At 67.9% G+C, this 17435-nt stretch carries 13 protein-coding genes and 1 pseudogene; 5 read left to right on the forward strand and 9 right to left on the reverse strand.

The window, feature by feature from the left end; all coding sequences use genetic code 11:
- The first annotated feature begins 4 nt into the window (after window positions 1-4).
- Both OOZ63_RS19860 and OOZ63_RS19865 read left to right on the forward strand, forming a co-directional pair.
- Window positions 5-1165 carry an ABC transporter permease gene (locus tag OOZ63_RS19860; RefSeq protein WP_266007336.1) on the forward strand — a complete coding sequence of 387 codons (1161 nt, stop codon included), beginning with the start codon at window positions 5-7 and terminating at the stop codon, window positions 1163-1165.
- Complete coding sequence (locus OOZ63_RS19865; protein ID WP_266007337.1) at window positions 1162-2331, forward strand: ABC transporter permease; 1170 nt, start codon at window positions 1162-1164, stop codon at window positions 2329-2331. Before OOZ63_RS19860 ends, OOZ63_RS19865 begins: the two co-directional genes overlap by 4 nt.
- A gap of 3 nt (window positions 2332-2334) precedes the next feature.
- On the opposite strand, the gene OOZ63_RS19870 is transcribed toward OOZ63_RS19865, so the two are convergent.
- Complete coding sequence (locus OOZ63_RS19870; protein WP_266007338.1) at window positions 2335-3408, reverse strand: AraC family transcriptional regulator; 1074 nt, start codon at window positions 3406-3408, stop codon at window positions 2335-2337.
- Between the two features lie 5 nt (window positions 3409-3413).
- Window positions 3414-4346 carry a GGDEF domain-containing protein gene (locus tag OOZ63_RS19875; RefSeq protein ID WP_266007339.1) on the reverse strand — a complete coding sequence of 311 codons (933 nt, stop codon included), beginning with the start codon at window positions 4344-4346 and terminating at the stop codon, window positions 3414-3416.
- A gap of 189 nt (window positions 4347-4535) precedes the next feature.
- Between OOZ63_RS19875 and OOZ63_RS19880 the strand changes: the two genes are divergently transcribed.
- From OOZ63_RS19880 to OOZ63_RS19890, 3 genes are read left to right on the forward strand one after another with little or no spacing between them, the layout of a single operon-like run.
- A complete protein-coding gene (locus OOZ63_RS19880; protein WP_266007340.1) occupies window positions 4536-7019 on the forward strand; it encodes a TonB-dependent receptor in 2484 nt (827 codons plus the stop codon).
- Between the two features lie 8 nt (window positions 7020-7027).
- Window positions 7028-8644 (forward strand): phytase, encoded by a 1617-nt coding sequence (locus tag OOZ63_RS19885; RefSeq protein WP_266007341.1) that lies wholly within the window; start codon window positions 7028-7030, stop codon window positions 8642-8644.
- A gap of 39 nt (window positions 8645-8683) precedes the next feature.
- On the forward strand, window positions 8684-9130 hold the full coding sequence (locus tag OOZ63_RS19890) for a hypothetical protein (RefSeq protein ID WP_266007342.1): 447 nt from the start codon (window positions 8684-8686) through the stop codon (window positions 9128-9130).
- Between the two features lie 85 nt (window positions 9131-9215).
- Here OOZ63_RS19890 and OOZ63_RS19895 read toward each other — a convergent pair whose 3' ends face one another.
- From OOZ63_RS19895 to OOZ63_RS19925, 7 genes and pseudogenes are all read right to left on the reverse strand, one after another.
- Window positions 9216-12452, reverse strand: coding sequence for a S8 family serine peptidase (locus OOZ63_RS19895; protein ID WP_266007343.1), 3237 nt, complete (start codon window positions 12450-12452; stop codon window positions 9216-9218).
- 46 nt (window positions 12453-12498) lie between these two features.
- The gene (locus OOZ63_RS19900; RefSeq protein ID WP_266007344.1) at window positions 12499-13215 is read right to left on the reverse strand and encodes an NF038120 family PEP-CTERM protein; all 717 of its coding nucleotides are present in this window, start codon (window positions 13213-13215) and stop codon (window positions 12499-12501) included.
- A gap of 271 nt (window positions 13216-13486) precedes the next feature.
- The gene (locus OOZ63_RS19905; RefSeq protein WP_266007345.1) at window positions 13487-14038 is read right to left on the reverse strand and encodes a hypothetical protein; all 552 of its coding nucleotides are present in this window, start codon (window positions 14036-14038) and stop codon (window positions 13487-13489) included.
- A complete protein-coding gene (locus tag OOZ63_RS19910) occupies window positions 14025-14405 on the reverse strand; it encodes a type IV pilin protein (RefSeq protein WP_266007346.1) in 381 nt (126 codons plus the stop codon). Before OOZ63_RS19910 ends, OOZ63_RS19905 begins: the two co-directional genes overlap by 14 nt.
- Window positions 14406-14409: 4 nt before the next feature.
- Window positions 14410-14889 carry a type II secretion system protein gene (locus tag OOZ63_RS19915; RefSeq protein WP_323055771.1) on the reverse strand — a complete coding sequence of 160 codons (480 nt, stop codon included), beginning with the start codon at window positions 14887-14889 and terminating at the stop codon, window positions 14410-14412.
- A complete protein-coding gene (locus tag OOZ63_RS19920; RefSeq protein WP_266007347.1) occupies window positions 14886-17072 on the reverse strand; it encodes a secretin N-terminal domain-containing protein in 2187 nt (728 codons plus the stop codon). The genes OOZ63_RS19915 and OOZ63_RS19920 overlap by 4 nt, the downstream gene beginning before the upstream one ends.
- Window positions 17072-17435: pseudogene (locus OOZ63_RS19925) on the reverse strand (hypothetical protein); the annotation flags it as partial. The gene OOZ63_RS19920 and the pseudogene OOZ63_RS19925, both read right to left, overlap by 1 nt.

Genomic DNA, 17435 nt, shown 5'->3' on the forward strand with positions numbered 1-17435 from the left:
GGACATGTTCATCCTGAAGTTGCTGCTACGCAACGTGTTCTTGCGCCACAAGCTGCGCAGCGCGCTGACCCTGGTGGGCCTGGTGGTGGCGATCTCGGCCTTCGGCCTGCTGCGCACCATCGTCGACGCCTGGTATGCCGGCGTCGAGGCCAGCAGCAGCACGCGGCTGGTCTCGCGCAGCGCTATCTCGCTGACCTTCCCGCTGCCGCTGAGCTACGCGCAGCGGCTCAAGAGCGTGGACGGCGTGTCCAGCGTGTCCTGGGCCAACTGGTTTGGCGGCATCTACATCACCGAGCGCAACTTCTTCCCACAGTTCGCGGTCGAGCCGGCCAGCTATCTGTCCCTGTATCCCGAGTACCGGCTCAGCGACGAAGAACGCCTTGCCTTCATCCGCGATCGCCAGGGCGCGCTGGTTGGTCGCAAGCTGGCCGACAAATTTGGCTGGAAACTCGGCGACCAGATCCCGCTGCGCGGCACCATCTATCCCGGCACCTGGACCTTCACCTTGCGCGGCATCTGGGACGGTGCCGACGCCAAGACCGACGAGAGCCAGATGCTGTTCCACTGGGGCTTGATCAACGAAAGCCTGCGCAAGCAGCTGGGCAATCGGGCCGATGCGGTGGGCGTCTACATCGTTGGCATCAATGAGCCGCAGAACGCCGCGCTGATCTCGCAGCGAATTGACGAGCAGTTCCGCAACTCACTGGCCGAGACCCTGACAGAGACGGAATCGGCCTTCCAGCTCAGCTTTGTCTCGATGAGCGAGGCCATTCTGGTGGCGGTCCAGGCGGTCAGCTTGATCATCGTCGTCATCATCATGGCGGTGATGGCCAACACGATGACAATGACGGCCCGCGAGCGCCTGGCCGAGTATGCGACTCTGAAGGCGCTCGGCTTTGCGCCGGGCTTTGTCGCAAGGCTGCTGTTCGGCGAGAGCCTTTTACTGGCCCTGCTGGGAGGCCTGTTAGGCCTGGCCCTGACCCTGCCGCTGGCGGCCGCCTTCGCCAGCGCCGCCGGCACGCTGTTCCCGATCTTCCGAGTTTCGGAGCTGACGATGGCGCTGCAGCTGCTGGCCTCGCTGGTGATCGGCTGCGTTGCGGCCGCCTGGCCGGCCTGGAAGATGAGTCGGATCGATATCGTCAATGGTTTGAGGCACGTCGGATGAAAGCGATCCCGCTTTCGTACATTGCCAGAAACCTGTGGGTGCGCCGTGTCACGACCCTGCTGACCGCCGCAGGCATGGCGCTGGTGATCTATGTTTTCGCCACCGTGCTGATGATGAGCGAGGGCATACGCAGCACCCTGGTGGCAACCGGCCAGGCCGACAATGTGATCGTGCTGCGCAAGGGGGCCGGCGCCGAGATCAACAGCGGCATCGCCCGCAACCAGGCCGCCATCGTCGAGAGCCTGCCGGGCATCGCCAGCGCGGCCGGCGGCGGCCTGCTGCTGAGCAAGGAGCCGGTGGTGCTGAACAATCTGCCCAAGCGCGGCAGTGGCAAGCCCAGCAACGTCACCGTGCGCGGCACCTCGGCGCTGGCCCTGCAGCTGCGACCCAAAGTGCAGTTGGTCGAGGGACGCATGTTCCGGCCCGGCAGCTCGGAGATCATCACCGGCCGCGCGGTGGCCGGCGGCTTCCAGGGCGCCGGCCTGGGCGAGACGCTGCGCTTTGCCGGCCGCGACTGGCGGGTGGTGGGTGTGTTTGATGCCGGCCGCAGCGGCTTCGACTCGGAGATCTGGGGCGACGCCGAGCAGATGCTGCAGGCCTTCCGACGCCAGGGATTCTCCACCCTGGTGCTGCGGCTGCAGGACAGCGCGCAGTTCGACGCGCTCAAGAACGCCGTCGAGGCCGACCCGCGGCTGCAGCTGGAGGCCAAGCGCGAGATCCAGTTCTATGCCGAGCAGAGCGAGGCGCTGGCCACCTTCATCTCGATCCTCGGCACCGCGCTGTCCATCATCTTCTCGATCGGCGCCATCGTCGGCGCGATGATCACGATGTTCGCCGCCGTGGCCCAGCGCACCGGCGAGATCGGCACTTTGCGCGCGCTGGGTTTCCGGCGTGGTGCGGTGCTGATCGCCTTCCTAGGCGAGGCCATGCTGCTGGCCCTGGTGGGCGGCGTGATCGGCCTGGGCGCGGCGGCGCTGATGCAAGCCGTCGATGTCTCGACCACCAATTTTCAGACCTTCGCCGAGCTGGCCTTCCAGTTCAAGATGACGGCCGCCATCGTCTGGCAAACCCTGCTGTTCGCGCTGCTGATGGGCTTTATCGGCGGCTTCATCCCGGCCTGGCGGGCGGCCAGGCTGAAGATCGTCGACTGCCTGCGCGAGGCTTGACGATCAGGAGGGCGCAAGCGCACCGGGATTGATACCGGTCCAGCGCCGGAAGGCGCGCCGAAAATTGGCGGCGTCGTAGAAACCCAGCTGCTGGGCCACGACCTCGCTGGGCTGGCTTTGCAGGCCCAGCAGATACAAGGCCACATGGCTGCGCACCTGGTCGAGCTCGGCCTGGAAGTGGGTGCCGTGCTGAGCCAGATGGCGCTTCAAGGTTGCGGGGCTGATGCCGAAGGCGGCGGCTGCCGTGTCCAGGCTGGGCGAGCGGGTCAGTTCGCCCAGCAGATGGTCGTACAGCGCCGCCAGCAGGCCGCGCCGCGCGCTGGCCGGGTCGGCGCCCTGGGCCAGCGCACCGGCGGCCAGGGCACTCCCGGCCAAAGAGACGCCGTTCACGGCGGGCCAGGGCCGTTGCGCCAACGCAAGATCGATACGCATCGCGTCGACCTGGCAGCCAAAGCGCAGCGCGCCGCCCAGATACACCACATGCTGGGCCGGGTCGCGCGGCCTTGTGCGGTTGAAGCTGTAGCGCCAGGGCAGGCGCTGACCGGCCAATTGCTCGCACATCGAGCTGACCGCACTCATCTGCTGGTCCACCAAGAAGGCGCGCTGGGCCGGCGGGGCGCCGCAGGCCTCGGTCCAGTAGAGCAGCAACTCCGGCCCGCTGCACAGCAGGCGCGGCGTCAGCAGCGGACTCAGCCGACCGGCATGGCGCACCAGCAGCCGCAGCGCATCGAGCAGGCAGCCCGATTGGTACAGTGCCTGGCTGGCCAGTCCGTAGTGGCCCGGCAGGCTCAGCCGGCCGATCACGAAGGCGCTGTCGGCGCCGCAGGCCTGCAGGGGCGCCAGCAAGGCCAGCAGCTGGCGCGGGCTCAGCAAGACCTGACCCTGCCGGACTCCGGCCGCCGCCAGCCAGGCAAGCAGGTCCAGCCCGCGGCTGCGCGCCAGCTCGGCCAGCAAGGCACCGTGGTCGGACCAGGCGATGCAGGCACTATCAAGCTGGTAGGGCGCGGACGACAGCGGGCCGGCCTCGGCCGCCAGCCCCAGTGGCCTCAGCTCGGCGATCTGCTGGGCCAAGCTCATCACCGTCAAGCCAGCCGACCGGCCAGCTGGGCCAGGAGTTCCTGCGGATCGGCCGGGCCAGCCGTGCCGACGCTGGTCATCAGCACCGGCAGTTGCAGCCGCTCGCCGCCGGGCAAGGGGTAGGCAAAGCCGGCCAGCGCCGCGCGCAAGACCTGGCACTCGCTATCGCCATAGCCATTGCCCTGCGCCAGACCCGGCAGCAGCACGATGAAACGGTCACCGGCATAGCGGCACAGCAGCGCGTCGCCACGCAAGTGCAGCAGCAGCAGCTGGGCGGCGGCCTGCAAGAGTCGGTCGGCCTCGGCCAGGCCATGGCGACGCGCCACCGCCTCGAAGCCCTGCCAGCCCAGCATCACCAGGCTGCCCTCGCGGCCCTCGGCGCGTTCCAGCAGCAGCTGCTGGGCCATATAGCCGGCATCGCCCAGCTGGGTCAGGCCATCGACCCGGCGATGGTCGCGGAACAGGCGCTCACGCTGGCGCAACTGGGCGTTTAGCACCAGCTGCTCGCGCCGCCACTGGTGCAGACCGCAGGTGAGCAAGACCATGCCCAATGGCGTGAGCGTCGATTCCAGCGCGTTGTCCCACAGCAGCGATTTCGGCAGCGCCCAGAACTCGTCCAAGGTGTCGACGAATCCGCCCAGCAGCATGCCCGCCAGACCCAGGCACAGCAGGCTGGTGACCAGGCCGGCCGGCCTGCTGGCGCGCACATAGATCAGCCAGACGCCCACCATCAGCGTCATGCCGCCCTCGCCGACAATGTCCAGCCAGACCCATTGCGCGAGCGCCCGAGCCTGGCCCTGTTGGGCATAAAGCCAGAGCAAGGCCGCCATCAACAGCAGCAGGCTGTGACCGAAGGCGTGCAGACCCAGTACCGGGGCCTGGGGCAGCGAACGCAGCCGGCGCGGCAGCAGGGATGCGAGGGAAGAAGCAATCGACATGGCCTCGCGATGCTAGTGAGGCTTTGTGACAGGCCGTCATCTGGGGCCGGGGGGAGTCATTTCAGCTCGGCGCCAGCTCCGATCTGCGCTGCTTGAGCCGGCATCCAGGCCGCCCAGGCGCTTGTCACGGGACTGCCATGCGGTCTGCCTAAGGTGCGACCCATCCCATTGCTTTGCAGCCTCCTGCCCATGAACACGACACCCCGACTCAGCCTGCTGGCCCTGTGCCTGCTCAGCGCCTTCAGCCCCGTCCAGGCACAAGACACCAAACCCGCCGAAACCCTGGACCGCGTGCTCGTCACCGGCCAGGCCGCCAATCTGCGCAGCGCGCTGGCCAAGCAGCAGGCCGCGCAAGGCATCGTCAACATCGTCCATGCCGACGCGATCGGTCAGCTGCCCGACAACAATGCAGCCGAGGCGCTGGCGCGCCTGCCCGGCATCTCGGTCGAGCGCGACCAAGGCGAGGGCCGCTTCATCCGAGTGCGTGGCCTCGGGCCGGACTACAACGCCGTCACGATCAACGGCGCCACCATGCCCGCATCAGAAGCCGACCGCCGCGCGCCGGGCCTGGACGTGGTGCCGGCCGGGCTGATCCGCTCACTCGAGGTCAGCAAGACCTTGACGCCCGAGCAGGACGCCAACTCGATCGGCGGCAGCGTCACGGTCAACACGCTGTCGGCCTTCGACCTGGCCGGCCGGCTGTTCAGCGTCGAGCTGGGCGCCAACCACGACGCCAATGCCGGCAAGACCCGGCCCCGCGGCTCGCTGACCTTCGCCGACCGCTTCGCGGGCAACCGGCTCGGCGTGGCGCTGGCGCTGTCGGCCGACCAGCGCCGTTTCGCCAGCGACAATGTCGAGACCGGTGGCGCCTGGGACGGCGACAAGCTGGAGGAATTTGAGCTGCGCCGCTACGAGATCACGCGCGAGCGTGTCGGCGCGGCGTTGAACCTGGACTACCGTCCGGCGGCCGGCCAGCAGTTCTACCTGCGCGGCTTCGCCAGCCGCTTCAGCGACCAGGAGCAGCGCGAATCGCTGGGCATCGAGTTCGAGGACGCGCAGGCCAGCGGCGCCAGCGGCGCAGCCGAGGCTGTGCGCAGCTTGAAGTCGCGCACCGAGACAGCCAAGACTCTGGCGCTGAGCCTGGGCACCGAGCTGCAGCTCACCGAGGCCTGGCGCCTCTGGGCAGAGGCGGGCCTTGGCCGCGCCAGCGAGCAGACACCCGACGGGATCGCCGGCGCGGGTTTCGCGGCCGAGTTCGGAGAGGTTGGCTTCGTCGGCGGCAAGCGACCGGCCTTGCAAGACCCAGCCGCGCTGCGCCAGAACAGCAAGGCCTACGAGCTGGATGAGGTCGAGCTGGAGAACAGCCGCGCACGCGACCGCGTGCGCCATGCCAAGCTGGATCTGCAGCGCGAATTCGATCTGGCCGGCGGCGCCGAGCTGACGCTCAAGGGCGGCCTGAAGGCCACACGCCGGCACAAGAGTGGTGCGCAGGAGACCTACAAGTTCGAGGGCAGTGATCTGGGCGATCCCACGCTGGCCGAACTGACGACCGGCCGAGACCTGCCCTATGCCTGGGGTAGCTTCGGTCAGGGTATTTCGGATCCCAAGCTGCGCCGGCTGCTGGAGGGTCTGGACCGCAGCGACTATCGCGACGAGATCGATTCCAGCATCAACGACTTCGAGATGCATGAGGACGTGAACGCCGGCTATCTGCAGCTGGGCTACAAGCAGGGCGCGACCGAGCTGCTGGGCGGCCTGCGCCACGAGCGCATCGCCTTCCGCGCCGACGGCACCGCCTCCGTGGACGAGGAGTTGAGGGCCAGCCAGGCCCGCACGCGCAGCCGCCACTGGCTGCCTTCGCTGCTGCTGAAGCAGGGACTATCCAAGGAACTGCAGCTGCGCGCCGCCTTGACAAACTCGGTGCTGCGCCCGACCTTCGGCCAGCTCTCGCCGGGCCGGGTGATCGACGGCGACGAGGCCGAGCTCGGTAACCCCTTGTTGAAGCCGCTGCGCTCGCGCAATCTAGACCTCGGCATCGAGCGCGCGCTGGGCCGCGACGGTGCGCTGTCGGCCTATGTCTTCCACAAGAGCATCCGCGACTTCGTGTTCCAGACCGATCTGGCCGGCAGCCCCGGCTGGGAAGATTTCGACGAGGTGATCGGCTACACCAACGGCGGCAAGGCCAGCGTGCGCGGCGTCGAACTGGCCTACAGCCAGGCGCTGCGCCAGTTGCCGGCGCCTTTGAACGGCCTGGTGGTCGGTGTCAACGCGACCTTCGTCGACTCGAAGGCCGCGATTGGCGGGTTCAAGGACGGGCAGTGGCAGCAGCGCCAGATCAAGCTGCCCAGCCAGAGCGACCGCACGCTGAACCTGAGCGTGGGCTGGGAAGGCCACGGCTGGTCCACCCGGCTGGCTCTGAATCACAAAAGTCCCTATCTGCTGGAGGTCGGCGACGTGTTCGATGCCAGCAAGGATCTGAAGGTGGATCGCCAGAACCAGCTCGACTTCTCACTGCGCTACCAGATAGCCCGCCGCTGGCAAGTCAGCCTTGAGGCACTGAACCTGACGAACGAGCGCTATTACGCCTACCAGGCCGACAACAAGGCCCGCAACGCGCAGTACGAACAATATGGGCGCAGCATCAAGCTGGGTGTGAAACTGGCGCTGTACTGATGAAGACGATGACGATGACGATGAAGAAAACCGTGCTGGCGCTGGCCCTGCTCGCCACCGCCACACTCAGCCCGGCCCAGAGCCTGCAGCTCGACAGCAAGGCGCTGAGGCTGCTGGACGCCCAGGGCCAAAGCCTGCAAGACCTGAGCCTGCGCGCCAAGCGCTGGGACCAGCGTGCCCTGCCCGACGGCAGCCGCCTGGCCCTGCTGCAAGACGCCGACAGCGCCGAGCTGCTGCTGGTGCGCGCGCGCCAGGGCCGGATGACGGTTGAGGCGCGCTGGCCCGGACCGGGCTTCGCGGTCGAGCAGCTGTGCCTGTACCGCGATGCGCAGCAGGGCCTGCTGCAGGTCTTTCTGCTGGGCGAACGGGGCATCAGCGAGCAATGGCTGCTACACGAGGGCCGGGCTTTGCCGCTGCGCCGCCTGGCCACACCGCTGGAGCCGGCAGCCTGCCACGTCCGCGACGCCGAAGGCCGGCTCTATATCGCCGAGCCAGGCGTCGGCCTGTGGGCCTATGGCGCCGATGCCGAGAGCGAAGGCCGGCAGTTGCTGCAACACCTGCCCGAGGCCGACGAGGATCAGGCGGCCCGGGCGCTGGGCGATTGGCTGGCCGCCCATGCCGAGCGGCCGCGCGCTGCCTTGCCCATGGTCCAGGCCCAGGCCCAGACCACGCCGGTCGCAGGCCCCGGCGACGCGGCCGACGACCCGGCCATCTGGGTCCATCCGCGCCGCCCCGCCGACAGCCGCATCCTGGCCACTGACAAAAAGCGTGGCCTGGCGGTCTACGATATGCAGGGTCGCGAAGCCCAGTTCCTGCCGGTCGGCCGCATCAACAACGTCGATCTGCGCCAGGGTCTGCGCTATGGGACCGGCAAGACCCTGGACCTGGCCGTGGCGACCCAGCGCGACGAGGCCGGCCTGGTGCTGTTCGAGATCGGCAGCGGCGGCCGGGTGAGCGAGCTGGCGCGGCTGCCGACAGGCCTGTCCGACATCTACGGCGTCTGCAGCGGTCTCAACGCCAGTGGCGGCCTCGATGTGTTCGCCAACGACAAGGATGGCCGCGTGCAGCAGATCCGCCTGCTGCGTGAGCGGCATCAGGGCAAGGACGCCTGGCAGGGTCAGCTCGTGCGCGAGATCAAGTTGGCCAGCCAGCCCGAGGGCTGCGTGGTCGACGAGGCGACGCAGCAGCTGTTCGTCGGCGAGGAAAGGCGCGGCGTCTGGCGTCTGGCGCTGGACCGCGCCGACAGCCAGCCCGAGTTGGTGATCCCGGTCGGTCCGGCCCTGCAAGCCGATGTCGAGGGTCTGGCGATCTACCAGGGCGGGCCCGGTCGGCGCTATCTGATCGTCTCCTCGCAGGGGAATGACAGCTACTCGGTGTTCGACGCCGACGCGCCGCATGCGTCCCGCGGCGCCTTCCGCATCGGCATGAACGCCGGCCTGGGCATCGACGGCGTGTCCGAAACCGATGGCCTGGATGTCAGCGCAGCAAATCTCGGGGGCGCAGGCGGGGCCTATGCCGAGGGCCTGCTGGTCGTGCAGGACGGCCGCAAGCGCCTACCGCAGGGCACTCAGAACTTCAAGCTGCTGGGCTGGCGCGAGGTCGCAAAGGCGCTGGGGCTGCGCTAAGGCTTGCGCGGCAGCCATGCATGGGCCAGTATCAGGACCATGACTTCGCCCCACACCTACCCGCGTGGCTGGAGCACCGCCCTGCTGCTGAGCCTGAGCAGCCTGTTGGCCTGTGCCGCCGAACCGCCGACTCAGCCGATTGGCAAGCCCATGAACAAGCCCGCCCAGACCAGCGCTCAGCTGTATGCCGAGATCAAGACCCTGATCGGCGACGCGCCCTGCGACGACGCCTCGCAGTGCCGCACGATCGCGGTCGGGTTCAAGGCTTGCGGCGGGCCGGGCAGCTATCTTGCCTGGTCGACCAAGAACGTCGATGAGGCCAAGCTGAAGGATCTGGCGCAGCGCCAGATAGCCGCCGAGCAGGCCGAAAGCCAGCGTGCCGGCATGATCTCGGACTGCCGCCTGGTCACCGACCCCGGCGCGGTCTGCCGAGCCGGACGCTGCGTGCTGGGCACGGGCAGCGGCGGCGGCAGCAGCGCGAAATAAACGCAACGATGCAAAAGGCCGCGAGCCTTTCGACTTGCGGCCTTGGCAAGACCTGCCCCCGAGAACGGGGGCAGCGGTCTGACTATCAGTACTGGCTGGCGCCCACGCCCTTTGTCGGGGTCAGCTCGGCGCTGGCCGGAACCGGCGCTGCGGTATCGACCGACACCAGCGTGCTGGCGACTGCGGCACCACCGACCACGTAGTACACCGCACCCAGATGGCGGGTACCGGCAGCCAGGCCGGACCAGCTCATCGTGGCCGAGGCTGTGCCGCCCACCACGGCATTGCTGGGCATCAGCACGCGGAAGTTGCCACCGGTATCACCGCTGCCGACCACCCAGGACGAGAGCGTGTAGTCCACGCTCGCGGCACCGCCGGCAGGCTCATAACTGACCGCGCAGACCTTGTAGTTGCCCGCGGCCGGCGCCGTCAACGTGATGACCTCGTTGGAGCCGCCATTGCCGCTGTACCCGACCTGGGTGCCGGCCGCATTGACCATCACCAGATCCAGATCATCCAGACCGCCGGCCTGGAAGCCCGAGGTGTCCTCGTTGTACAGCGCGAAGCGCGCCACCATCGTGCCGGCCGGGATCGTGACGTTCTGCACCTTGACACCGGTGCCGCCACCGGCCGCGCAGGACGCCGCCACAACGGCTGCGGCGCCGGTGTTGGTGCCAGTCACCGAATCCGCATTGCGGGTGGCCGGCTTCAGGCCGCCCTTGAGCGTGCTCGACGCGCCGGCATAGCCGGTGCCTATGGTCAACACTCGGTTGCCGCTGACAGTCTTGGCCGTCACTGAGGCCGGCGCCGCGACCAACTGCGCACGTGCGGTCACCGGGCTGCGCACGTTGTGAGTGCCGTCGCTCCAGGTCAGCGAGCCATAGTTCCAGGCGTTCTGCGCCGCTGTCGTGCGGGTCAGCTTGACCGTGAAGCTCTTGCTCTCACCGGCGGCCAGGCTCAGCGTCGATGGTGTCACCACCGCGCTGAAGCCGGGCACATTGATGCTGGCGTTGTAGGTCGAGGCCGAGCCAGAGACATTGGTCACCGTGCGCGTCAGCGTGATGCTGCCGAACACGCTGGCTGCGGTCAGCGAAGGCAGGTTCAGGTTGTAGGGCTGAATGCTGCCAATGGTGCCGCAGGCCACGCCGCCCGGCGGCGTGACGCCGACGCCGCACAGGAACTTGTTGTAGTCGGCCGCTGCGATGTCATAGACCAGGCCGGGATCCGCCGCCTTCGTGGGCTGGGCAAAACCTGCACCCTGGCCCCAGGGCAGGCGGCCCTGCTGCATGCCGCTGAGCGTGTTGACCACGTCGACGCCGGTGGTCATCAGGGCCGAGCGGATTGCCGCCGGCGACCAGCTGGGGTGCTTGTGCTTGAGCAGCGCGGCCATGCCGGCGATGTGCGGGCTGGACATCGAAGTGCCCGACAGCAGCGACCAATCCGGAATTGCCTCGGTCGTGCCGGCGACGATGCCGTCGCGGTCGGCAATCGTATAAGCCGGCGTGTAGGCCGCCAGGATCGACGAGCCGGTGGACGTGACATCGGGCTTCAGCACATTCAGATTGCCCTGGTTGGGGCCGCGCGAGGAGCTGTCGCTCATCGCCGGCGCCGCCACACTGAGATCCTTGATGGCCTGCAGATTGCCCAGGCCGCCGGTGGCCGTCCCGACATTGGCCGCCATATAGGCCTTGATGGCATCGCCGTCTGCCGCCGTCACATGGACGGTGGAGAGCAGGTGGCCCTGGTTGATGATGGTGTTAGCGCCGCCGGCCACGTTGGCGATGATCACGCCGGCCGCGCCGGCAGTCTTGCCGTTGGCGCTCTTGTTGACCAGCACATTGCCACCGCGGTCGCAGACCAGCAGCTTGCCGGCCACCTTGGCCGGATCCAGCAGCGCGGCCGCGCCATCAGCGCCGCCGAAGCAGCGCTGCAGATTCAGATCGTCCGGGCTGACGCCGGCCAGGCCGGCGTCCTTGGCCAGGATCAGGTCGGCCGTCGGCGTGGCCGGGTTGCTCGAAGCACCGACATAGCTGGCGCCATTGCCCAGCGTGACGGTGCCGGCGAACAGGCGGTCGTGGGTGGAGTTGCCCACCGTGGTCATCCATGGGCCTAGGTGGTTGACCAGATTGGCCGGGCCGCTGTTGCCGGCCGAGGTGGCGACGAACACGCCGGCATCGACCGCGCCCTTGAAGGCCACATCGACCGGGTCGGCGATATTGGTGGCCGAGCCGCTGATCGAGTAGTTCAGCACATGGACGCCGTCCGCGATGGCGCGGTTAATGGCGGCGATCGAATCGGCACCGTAGCAGCCGTTCGAGTAATTGGGCCAGCGCGGATCGGGGCGGGTGGTGGCCGGGTCGGTGCGGGTCCAGCAGACCTTGTAGCTGGCGACACGGGCGCGCGGGGCGATACCCGAGATGCCCTCGACCTTGCCCACGCCAGTGGCAAAGCCGCCGTCCATATAGCCGGTCACATTGGCATTGCCGGCGGCCGTGCTGGCCACATGGGTGCCGTGGCCGCCGTTGTCGCGCGGCGACACGAACTCGGCCGGATGGATGTTGAAGGCCGGGTTGATATTGCCGTTGGCCAGGCTGATCGCGCTGCGGAAGGCCCGCGCACCGATCAGCTTGTTATTGCAGTTCTCGGGGCCAAAGCCTTCGCCAGCCTCGCAAACGCCTTGCCAGTGGGCCGGCGGCGGGCCGTAGACCAGGGTGCCGGCAGCGTCAAGAGTGGGCACGCCATTGGCGTCCACACGGTCGGCGAAGGACGGGTTCTCCGGCCAGATGCCGCCGTCGATGATGCCGACGATGATGTTCTCGCCGGCACCGGCCTGGTTGGTCGTGCCGGTCGGGCCGCCGAGCTGCGCCCACAGGCCGCCGGGCTGGGTCAGGCCGATAAAGCCGGGCGTGTAGTTGGTGTCGAGCTGGCGCGGCTCGTCCAGCGTGACGGCTGCCACCGCCGAGTTACTCAGCAGGCTGCGGGCCTCAGCCTCGGTCAGCAAGGCGGCGAAGCCGTTGAAAGCCAGCTTGTAGTCATACAGCTTGTGCATGGCTGGCAGCGTGGCGGTGATCTTGTTCTGCTGCTGGTCCAAGTAGCTGACATAGGCCTGCACATTGGCGGCCGAAGCATCCAAGCGCGTGCCCTGAGCCGGCTTGGTCGCGGCCAGACCGGCGACGCCGCCGGTATAGGAGGCGGCCGGCGCAGCGGCCAGTTGCACGATATAAGGGCGACGTGCCTCTTGGGCGACGGCGGCAGCGGTCAGGCCAGTCAGCAGCACGGCGGCGGCCAGGCGGGTCAGCCGCGGGTTCGAGCGAATCTTCATGGGATGGTGTTCCTTCTTGGTGACGCGGATAGCGACCAGGGTTTGTTCAGCGGGTAGCCTGGCGACGGCGGATCGCGCCGATCCCCACGAGGCCGAGGGCCATCAGGCCCCAGGTGGCAGGCTCAGGCACTGCCGTGACGTTCAGGTTGTCCAGAGCAAATTGGGCCTGGCGGCTGCCGTCGGCCACGCAATCGCCGGCAAGATCGATCAGGCAGGTCGAGATGTTCAGCTCGGTGAAATTCAGCGTCGCGAAGGCACCCAGCGAGGCAAAGCTCGAGAAGTGGTAGCGGTTGTCCTCGCCCTGACCGGGCAACAGGAAGCTGGTTTGATAGGACTGGCCGCCGGAGACACCGCTCAGCACGATGCGGGCGAACTCGACGTCACCAGTGGAGGCCACCACGGGCGCTACAAAGGAGGCATCAAAGCTGCTCAGCTTGAAAGCCAGGCCCGTGCCATGGCTGATGGCCAGCGCGCCGTCATTCAGGCCAAGGTAATAGTTGCCGGTGGCGCCTAGTGGGCAGTCTGCGACCATGCAGCTGTCGGGAAAACCGATCGCGCCGGCAGCCCCTTGGCCGAAAGGATCCAGTGCCGTCAGCGTGAAGCCATGGTGGCTGAAGGACTCATCCCCTGCAAAGATTGACGAGACCAGGTTGTCGATCTCCGGGCCGTCGAAGTCGATCACCGCAGCCTGCGCGGACGACATGGCTGCGCAAGCGGCGAGCACCGCCGAGACCAGCGCCTTGCTGACAAATTTCTTCTGCATCGAAAACCTCACTCCTGTGACCAATGATGATGGTGTTGTTTCGCACCGCGGTGTGGCATATAGCGAGGCCCCGGCGGTACCAGGGCTCGCACAGTCGATCTGATCGCATGTGCCGTTCAACACCGAGTGCGGCAATCCACCATCCTCTGTGTTGAGTAGTGGATTCTGGCCGTGACAAATTCACTTGAAATCCCCACTTGCCCACCCCCGCAGGCTAGGGGGAGGCGGGTTTTCACGGAGCTGTCATGAAGTCCCGGGCGGGACGGATCGGTTATAGCGGCGCACTCGCCGCCGAGGCGGCAGGGTCAGGTTTTGCCGCGCCCTCGGCCGCAGCGGCGCTGAACAACCAATCGCTGGCGCGGGAGGCTTCCTCGCCATCGGGGTTGATGCGCCGCAGAAGCGTCTGTTCGGCGCGACTGTGCACTGCGTGGAAACCCTGAGGATCGGTCGGTGCCGGCACCAGAACCCAATCCGGTTTGCCAGTCATCGGATCGACATAGGCACGGCGTAGATGGTGGCGCGGCTTGATGCCGCGCCGATCGATGAGCAAATCGTCGAGGCTGCGCGGATGACTGCCGACCGCACCGGCCGCCGCGCCCGCCGCTACATCCTGGCCGGGAGCCGCCGGCACACCCACTTTCAGGTAGCTGGCGATCGCGCGCGCGATCTCCTGGCCGCGGAACTCCAGCTCGCGTTCGCGTTCGCGCTGCGCCGCCGTGCTCCAGCTCTGGCCCAGCGCTGCCATCGCGGCGGCCGTGATCGCCACGAAGAACAACATGCCCAGATAGGTAAAGCCCCGCGGCCGCCGGCTACCAGTCCGCATAGAGCCGCCCATCGCTGGCGCGGCCGGCCGCGCCGCTTCGCACATCGTAGAGCTGGCCCTTGATCTGCGCGTCGGGCGGCGGTCCCAGCTCGACCCAGGCATCGCGCGCGCCGGCCACCGGGTCCTCGGGGATCTCGCGCAGATAGCGCGCGCTGGCCAGTTCCTCCAGTGTGTCGGGGTAACGCCCCTTGTCGGCGGCGAACTGGTCGATCGCGTCGCGCATCACCGTCAACGAGCTGCGCAGCGCCGCCTCCTTGGACTTCTCCAGGCTATGGAAGTAACGCGGCGCGGCGATCGAGGCCAGCAGGGCGACGATGGCCATCACGACGATCAGCTCGATCAGCGTAAACCCATGGCTGCGCTTCATCGCCTCACCAATCTCTGTAGCGACTGCCGTCGAGCCCACGGCGCTCGGACTGCGAATAGACATCGTAGACATCGCGTCCCGGGCGCGGCTCGTCGGGCGGGCTGTCGGCGGCGCGCAGGCCCCAGGTCTGCGCCGGCTCCAGCGTCGAGTCGGCAAACGGGTCGCGCGGCAGGCGGCGCAGGAAATAGAGCTTTCGACCCTCGGGCGATTTCGCATCGGGCACGCCGCGCACCAGGTCCATCAGCTCGTGCGGGTAGCCGCTGTCCTCGGGGCTCAGCTGGATCTGCCCGGCCTCGGCCGCTCGTTTGTAGGCGTCGAGCCCGCCTCGGATCTGGCGCAGCGCCTCGCGCAGCTGGAACTCCTGGCTGCGCTGCACCGAGACCTGCAAGAGCGGCCGCGCGGCACCGGCCAACACGGCCAGCATGGCCAGCACAACCAGCATCTCGATCAGAGTGAAGCCGCGACCGCGCATGGTGGATTTCAACGCGCTGTTTCGACCGCCACCATGCCCGTGCCATCAAGACGGACCGGTGGTGCTTCGCCATTCAGGCCGGCGGCGCTGAGCGCGCCGACCCCGATATTGACAACCTGGCCGGCCGCCGCCGGCAGCACGCGCAGCACCAGCACCCGCTCGCCGCGCGGCGTCAGCTCGAAGGGCAGGCGGCCTGTGGCGGCCGTGCCGGCGCTGGCCTGGGCCGGCTGGAGCTTGCTCGGGTCGAACTCGATTTCGCCCTTCACCGAGAAGGCGCTGTCGTGCTTGAGCGTCACACTGACGACGCCTCCGGCGGCCACCTGGGGCGTCACGTCCAGCTTCAGGGACACCTCGGTCTCGGCCGCAGCCGGAGCCGCCGGTGTTGCACTTGGCGCCGTGCTGACGGTGCCAGGTCTTGCCTGAGCCGCCCCCGACAGGCCGACACCGGCTCGCCCCTCGTTGCGCATGCGGTTGCTGTAAGCGCCGGGCTGGGCATCGGTGCCGCCGGGCAGGCGGGTCAAGCCGGCGTCGGGCAGGGCCAGATTGCGAACGATGCGTGGCGTGATCAGCATCACCACCTCGGTCTTGTTGCGCGTATCGGTCTGCACGCCGAACAGCCGGCCCAGCACAGGCAGCGTCGACAGGCCCGGCACGCCATTGGCGGTGCGGCGGTCCTCGTCATTGATCAGCCCGGCCAGGATCTGGGTCTCGCCATCGTTCAGGCGCAGCGACGTGGAGGTCAGCCGGGTACCGATCTGATAGGCCACAGAGCCGGCCGGACCTGACACCTGGCGGATCAGATTGCTGACCTCCAGGCCGACCTTGATGATGACCTCGTTGTCCAGCTGTATCGTGGGCTCAACATCGAGCTTCAGACCCACATCTAGATAGGTCACCGATGCCGAGACGCCGACGTTGACTGCCGAGGTGGTCGTGAACACCGGCAGCTTCTCGCCGATATGGACCTTGGCCTTCTCGCGGTTGCGCACCCGCAGCTTCGGGTTGGCCAGCAGATTGACATTGCCCGAGGTGCCACGAACGGTGGCCACCAGGGCGGGGTTGGCGACGCTGGCGCGGAAGTTGTCGCGCTGGCCCAGCGCCACCTGGCCGGTCACGCCGGGCAGGCCGTACTGCACCTCGTTGGGCCATTGCAGACCCAGCGCGTCGACACGGTCGGTCGCCAACTCCAGCACCTCGACCTCCAGCATCACCTCCGGCTCGGGCAGGTCCACCGATGCAATCAGTTTCTCGACCAGGCGCATCACCTCGGGCGTGTCGCGCACCACCATCAGGTTCAGGCGCTCGTCGATATGAATGTCGCGCACCTTGGCGATGGTGCGCACCATGGCCTGCACCTGCTTGACGTCGGCATTGGTCAGGTAGAGGGTGCGGGTGATGAGTTCCTGGTGCTCGCGCTGCTTGCCCTGGGTGTTGGGAAAGATCAGTACCGAGCTGTCATTGAGCAGCTTGCGGTCCAGCTGCTGGGTCGACAGGATCACGCGCATCGCCTCGTCCATCGAAACATTGCGCAAAAACACCGTCACCTTCGCATCCGCGCGCACATCCTTGTCGAACACGAAGTTGACATTGCTGCTACGCGCCAGCGCTTCGAAGACCTGGCGCAGCGGCGCCTCGCGAAACTCCAGCGTCACCGGCTTCTGGAAGGCCGCCCCAAGCTCGCCTGTCAGCGCTTCCAGCGGCCGCGCCTGGGCGATCTGCGCCAGCAGCAAGCGGGCGCCCGGATGGCTGGGCGTCTCGGCCACGATTTCATGGGCCAGCGCCTCGGCACGCGTCAGCCGGTTCTCGCGCAAGTGCCGGCGTGCCTCGGCCAGCTTGATCTCCTGGCTATTGCCACGAGTGATCTCGGACTCGAACCAGACCAGGCGCGGATGGCGCGGGTCGAGCTCGCGCAGACGCTGCACGGCTTCGCGGGCCTCTTCCCAACGACCGGAGGCCCGCAGGCCCTCGATCTGCATCAGCAGCCGCGCATTGAGCTGCTCGCGGGTGCGCATCTCGGCGGCGCGCAGCGCGGCGTCGGTGGGCGTCTGGCTCAGGGCTTTTTCCAGCACCGCATGGGCCTGGGGCAGCTGGTTGGTTCGGGTCAGCTCCTCGGCCTCGCGCAGCACCGGGTTGGCGCAGCCAGCCAGGGCCAAGGTCAGCAGCCAGGCAAGTCGGTGGGATCGCAGGGTGGACATCATGAGGGGCGGAAGGTGATGGTTTGGGACTGCTGGCCGGGCAGCCAGAGCAGACCAAGTCCGTTGGGGCCGACGCGCTCGACCCGCCACTGGCCGTCGATCACATCGCCGGCCTTGGCATTGAGGCTGCGGTTGCCGGCCGACAGCAGGGCCTGGCTGACGCCGCCCTCCTCCAGTCGACCAATCAGCTGGTAAGGAAAGGCCGGGGCCACCGGAGCGGGCGCGGCCTCAGGTGGTGGCGCCGGAGCCGGTGGCGGCGCGGGCGGGGGCGGGGGCGGCCCCCAAGCGGCCAGCTGGGCCTGCGGCGCCTCGGGCCAGGGCGCGCGCTCCAGCCTGCCTTTTATACATATCTCTGAGGCCACG

It is taken from the genome of Paucibacter sp. PLA-PC-4 (assembly GCF_026241155.1).
Lineage (GTDB): Bacteria > Pseudomonadota > Gammaproteobacteria > Burkholderiales > Burkholderiaceae_C > Roseateles_E.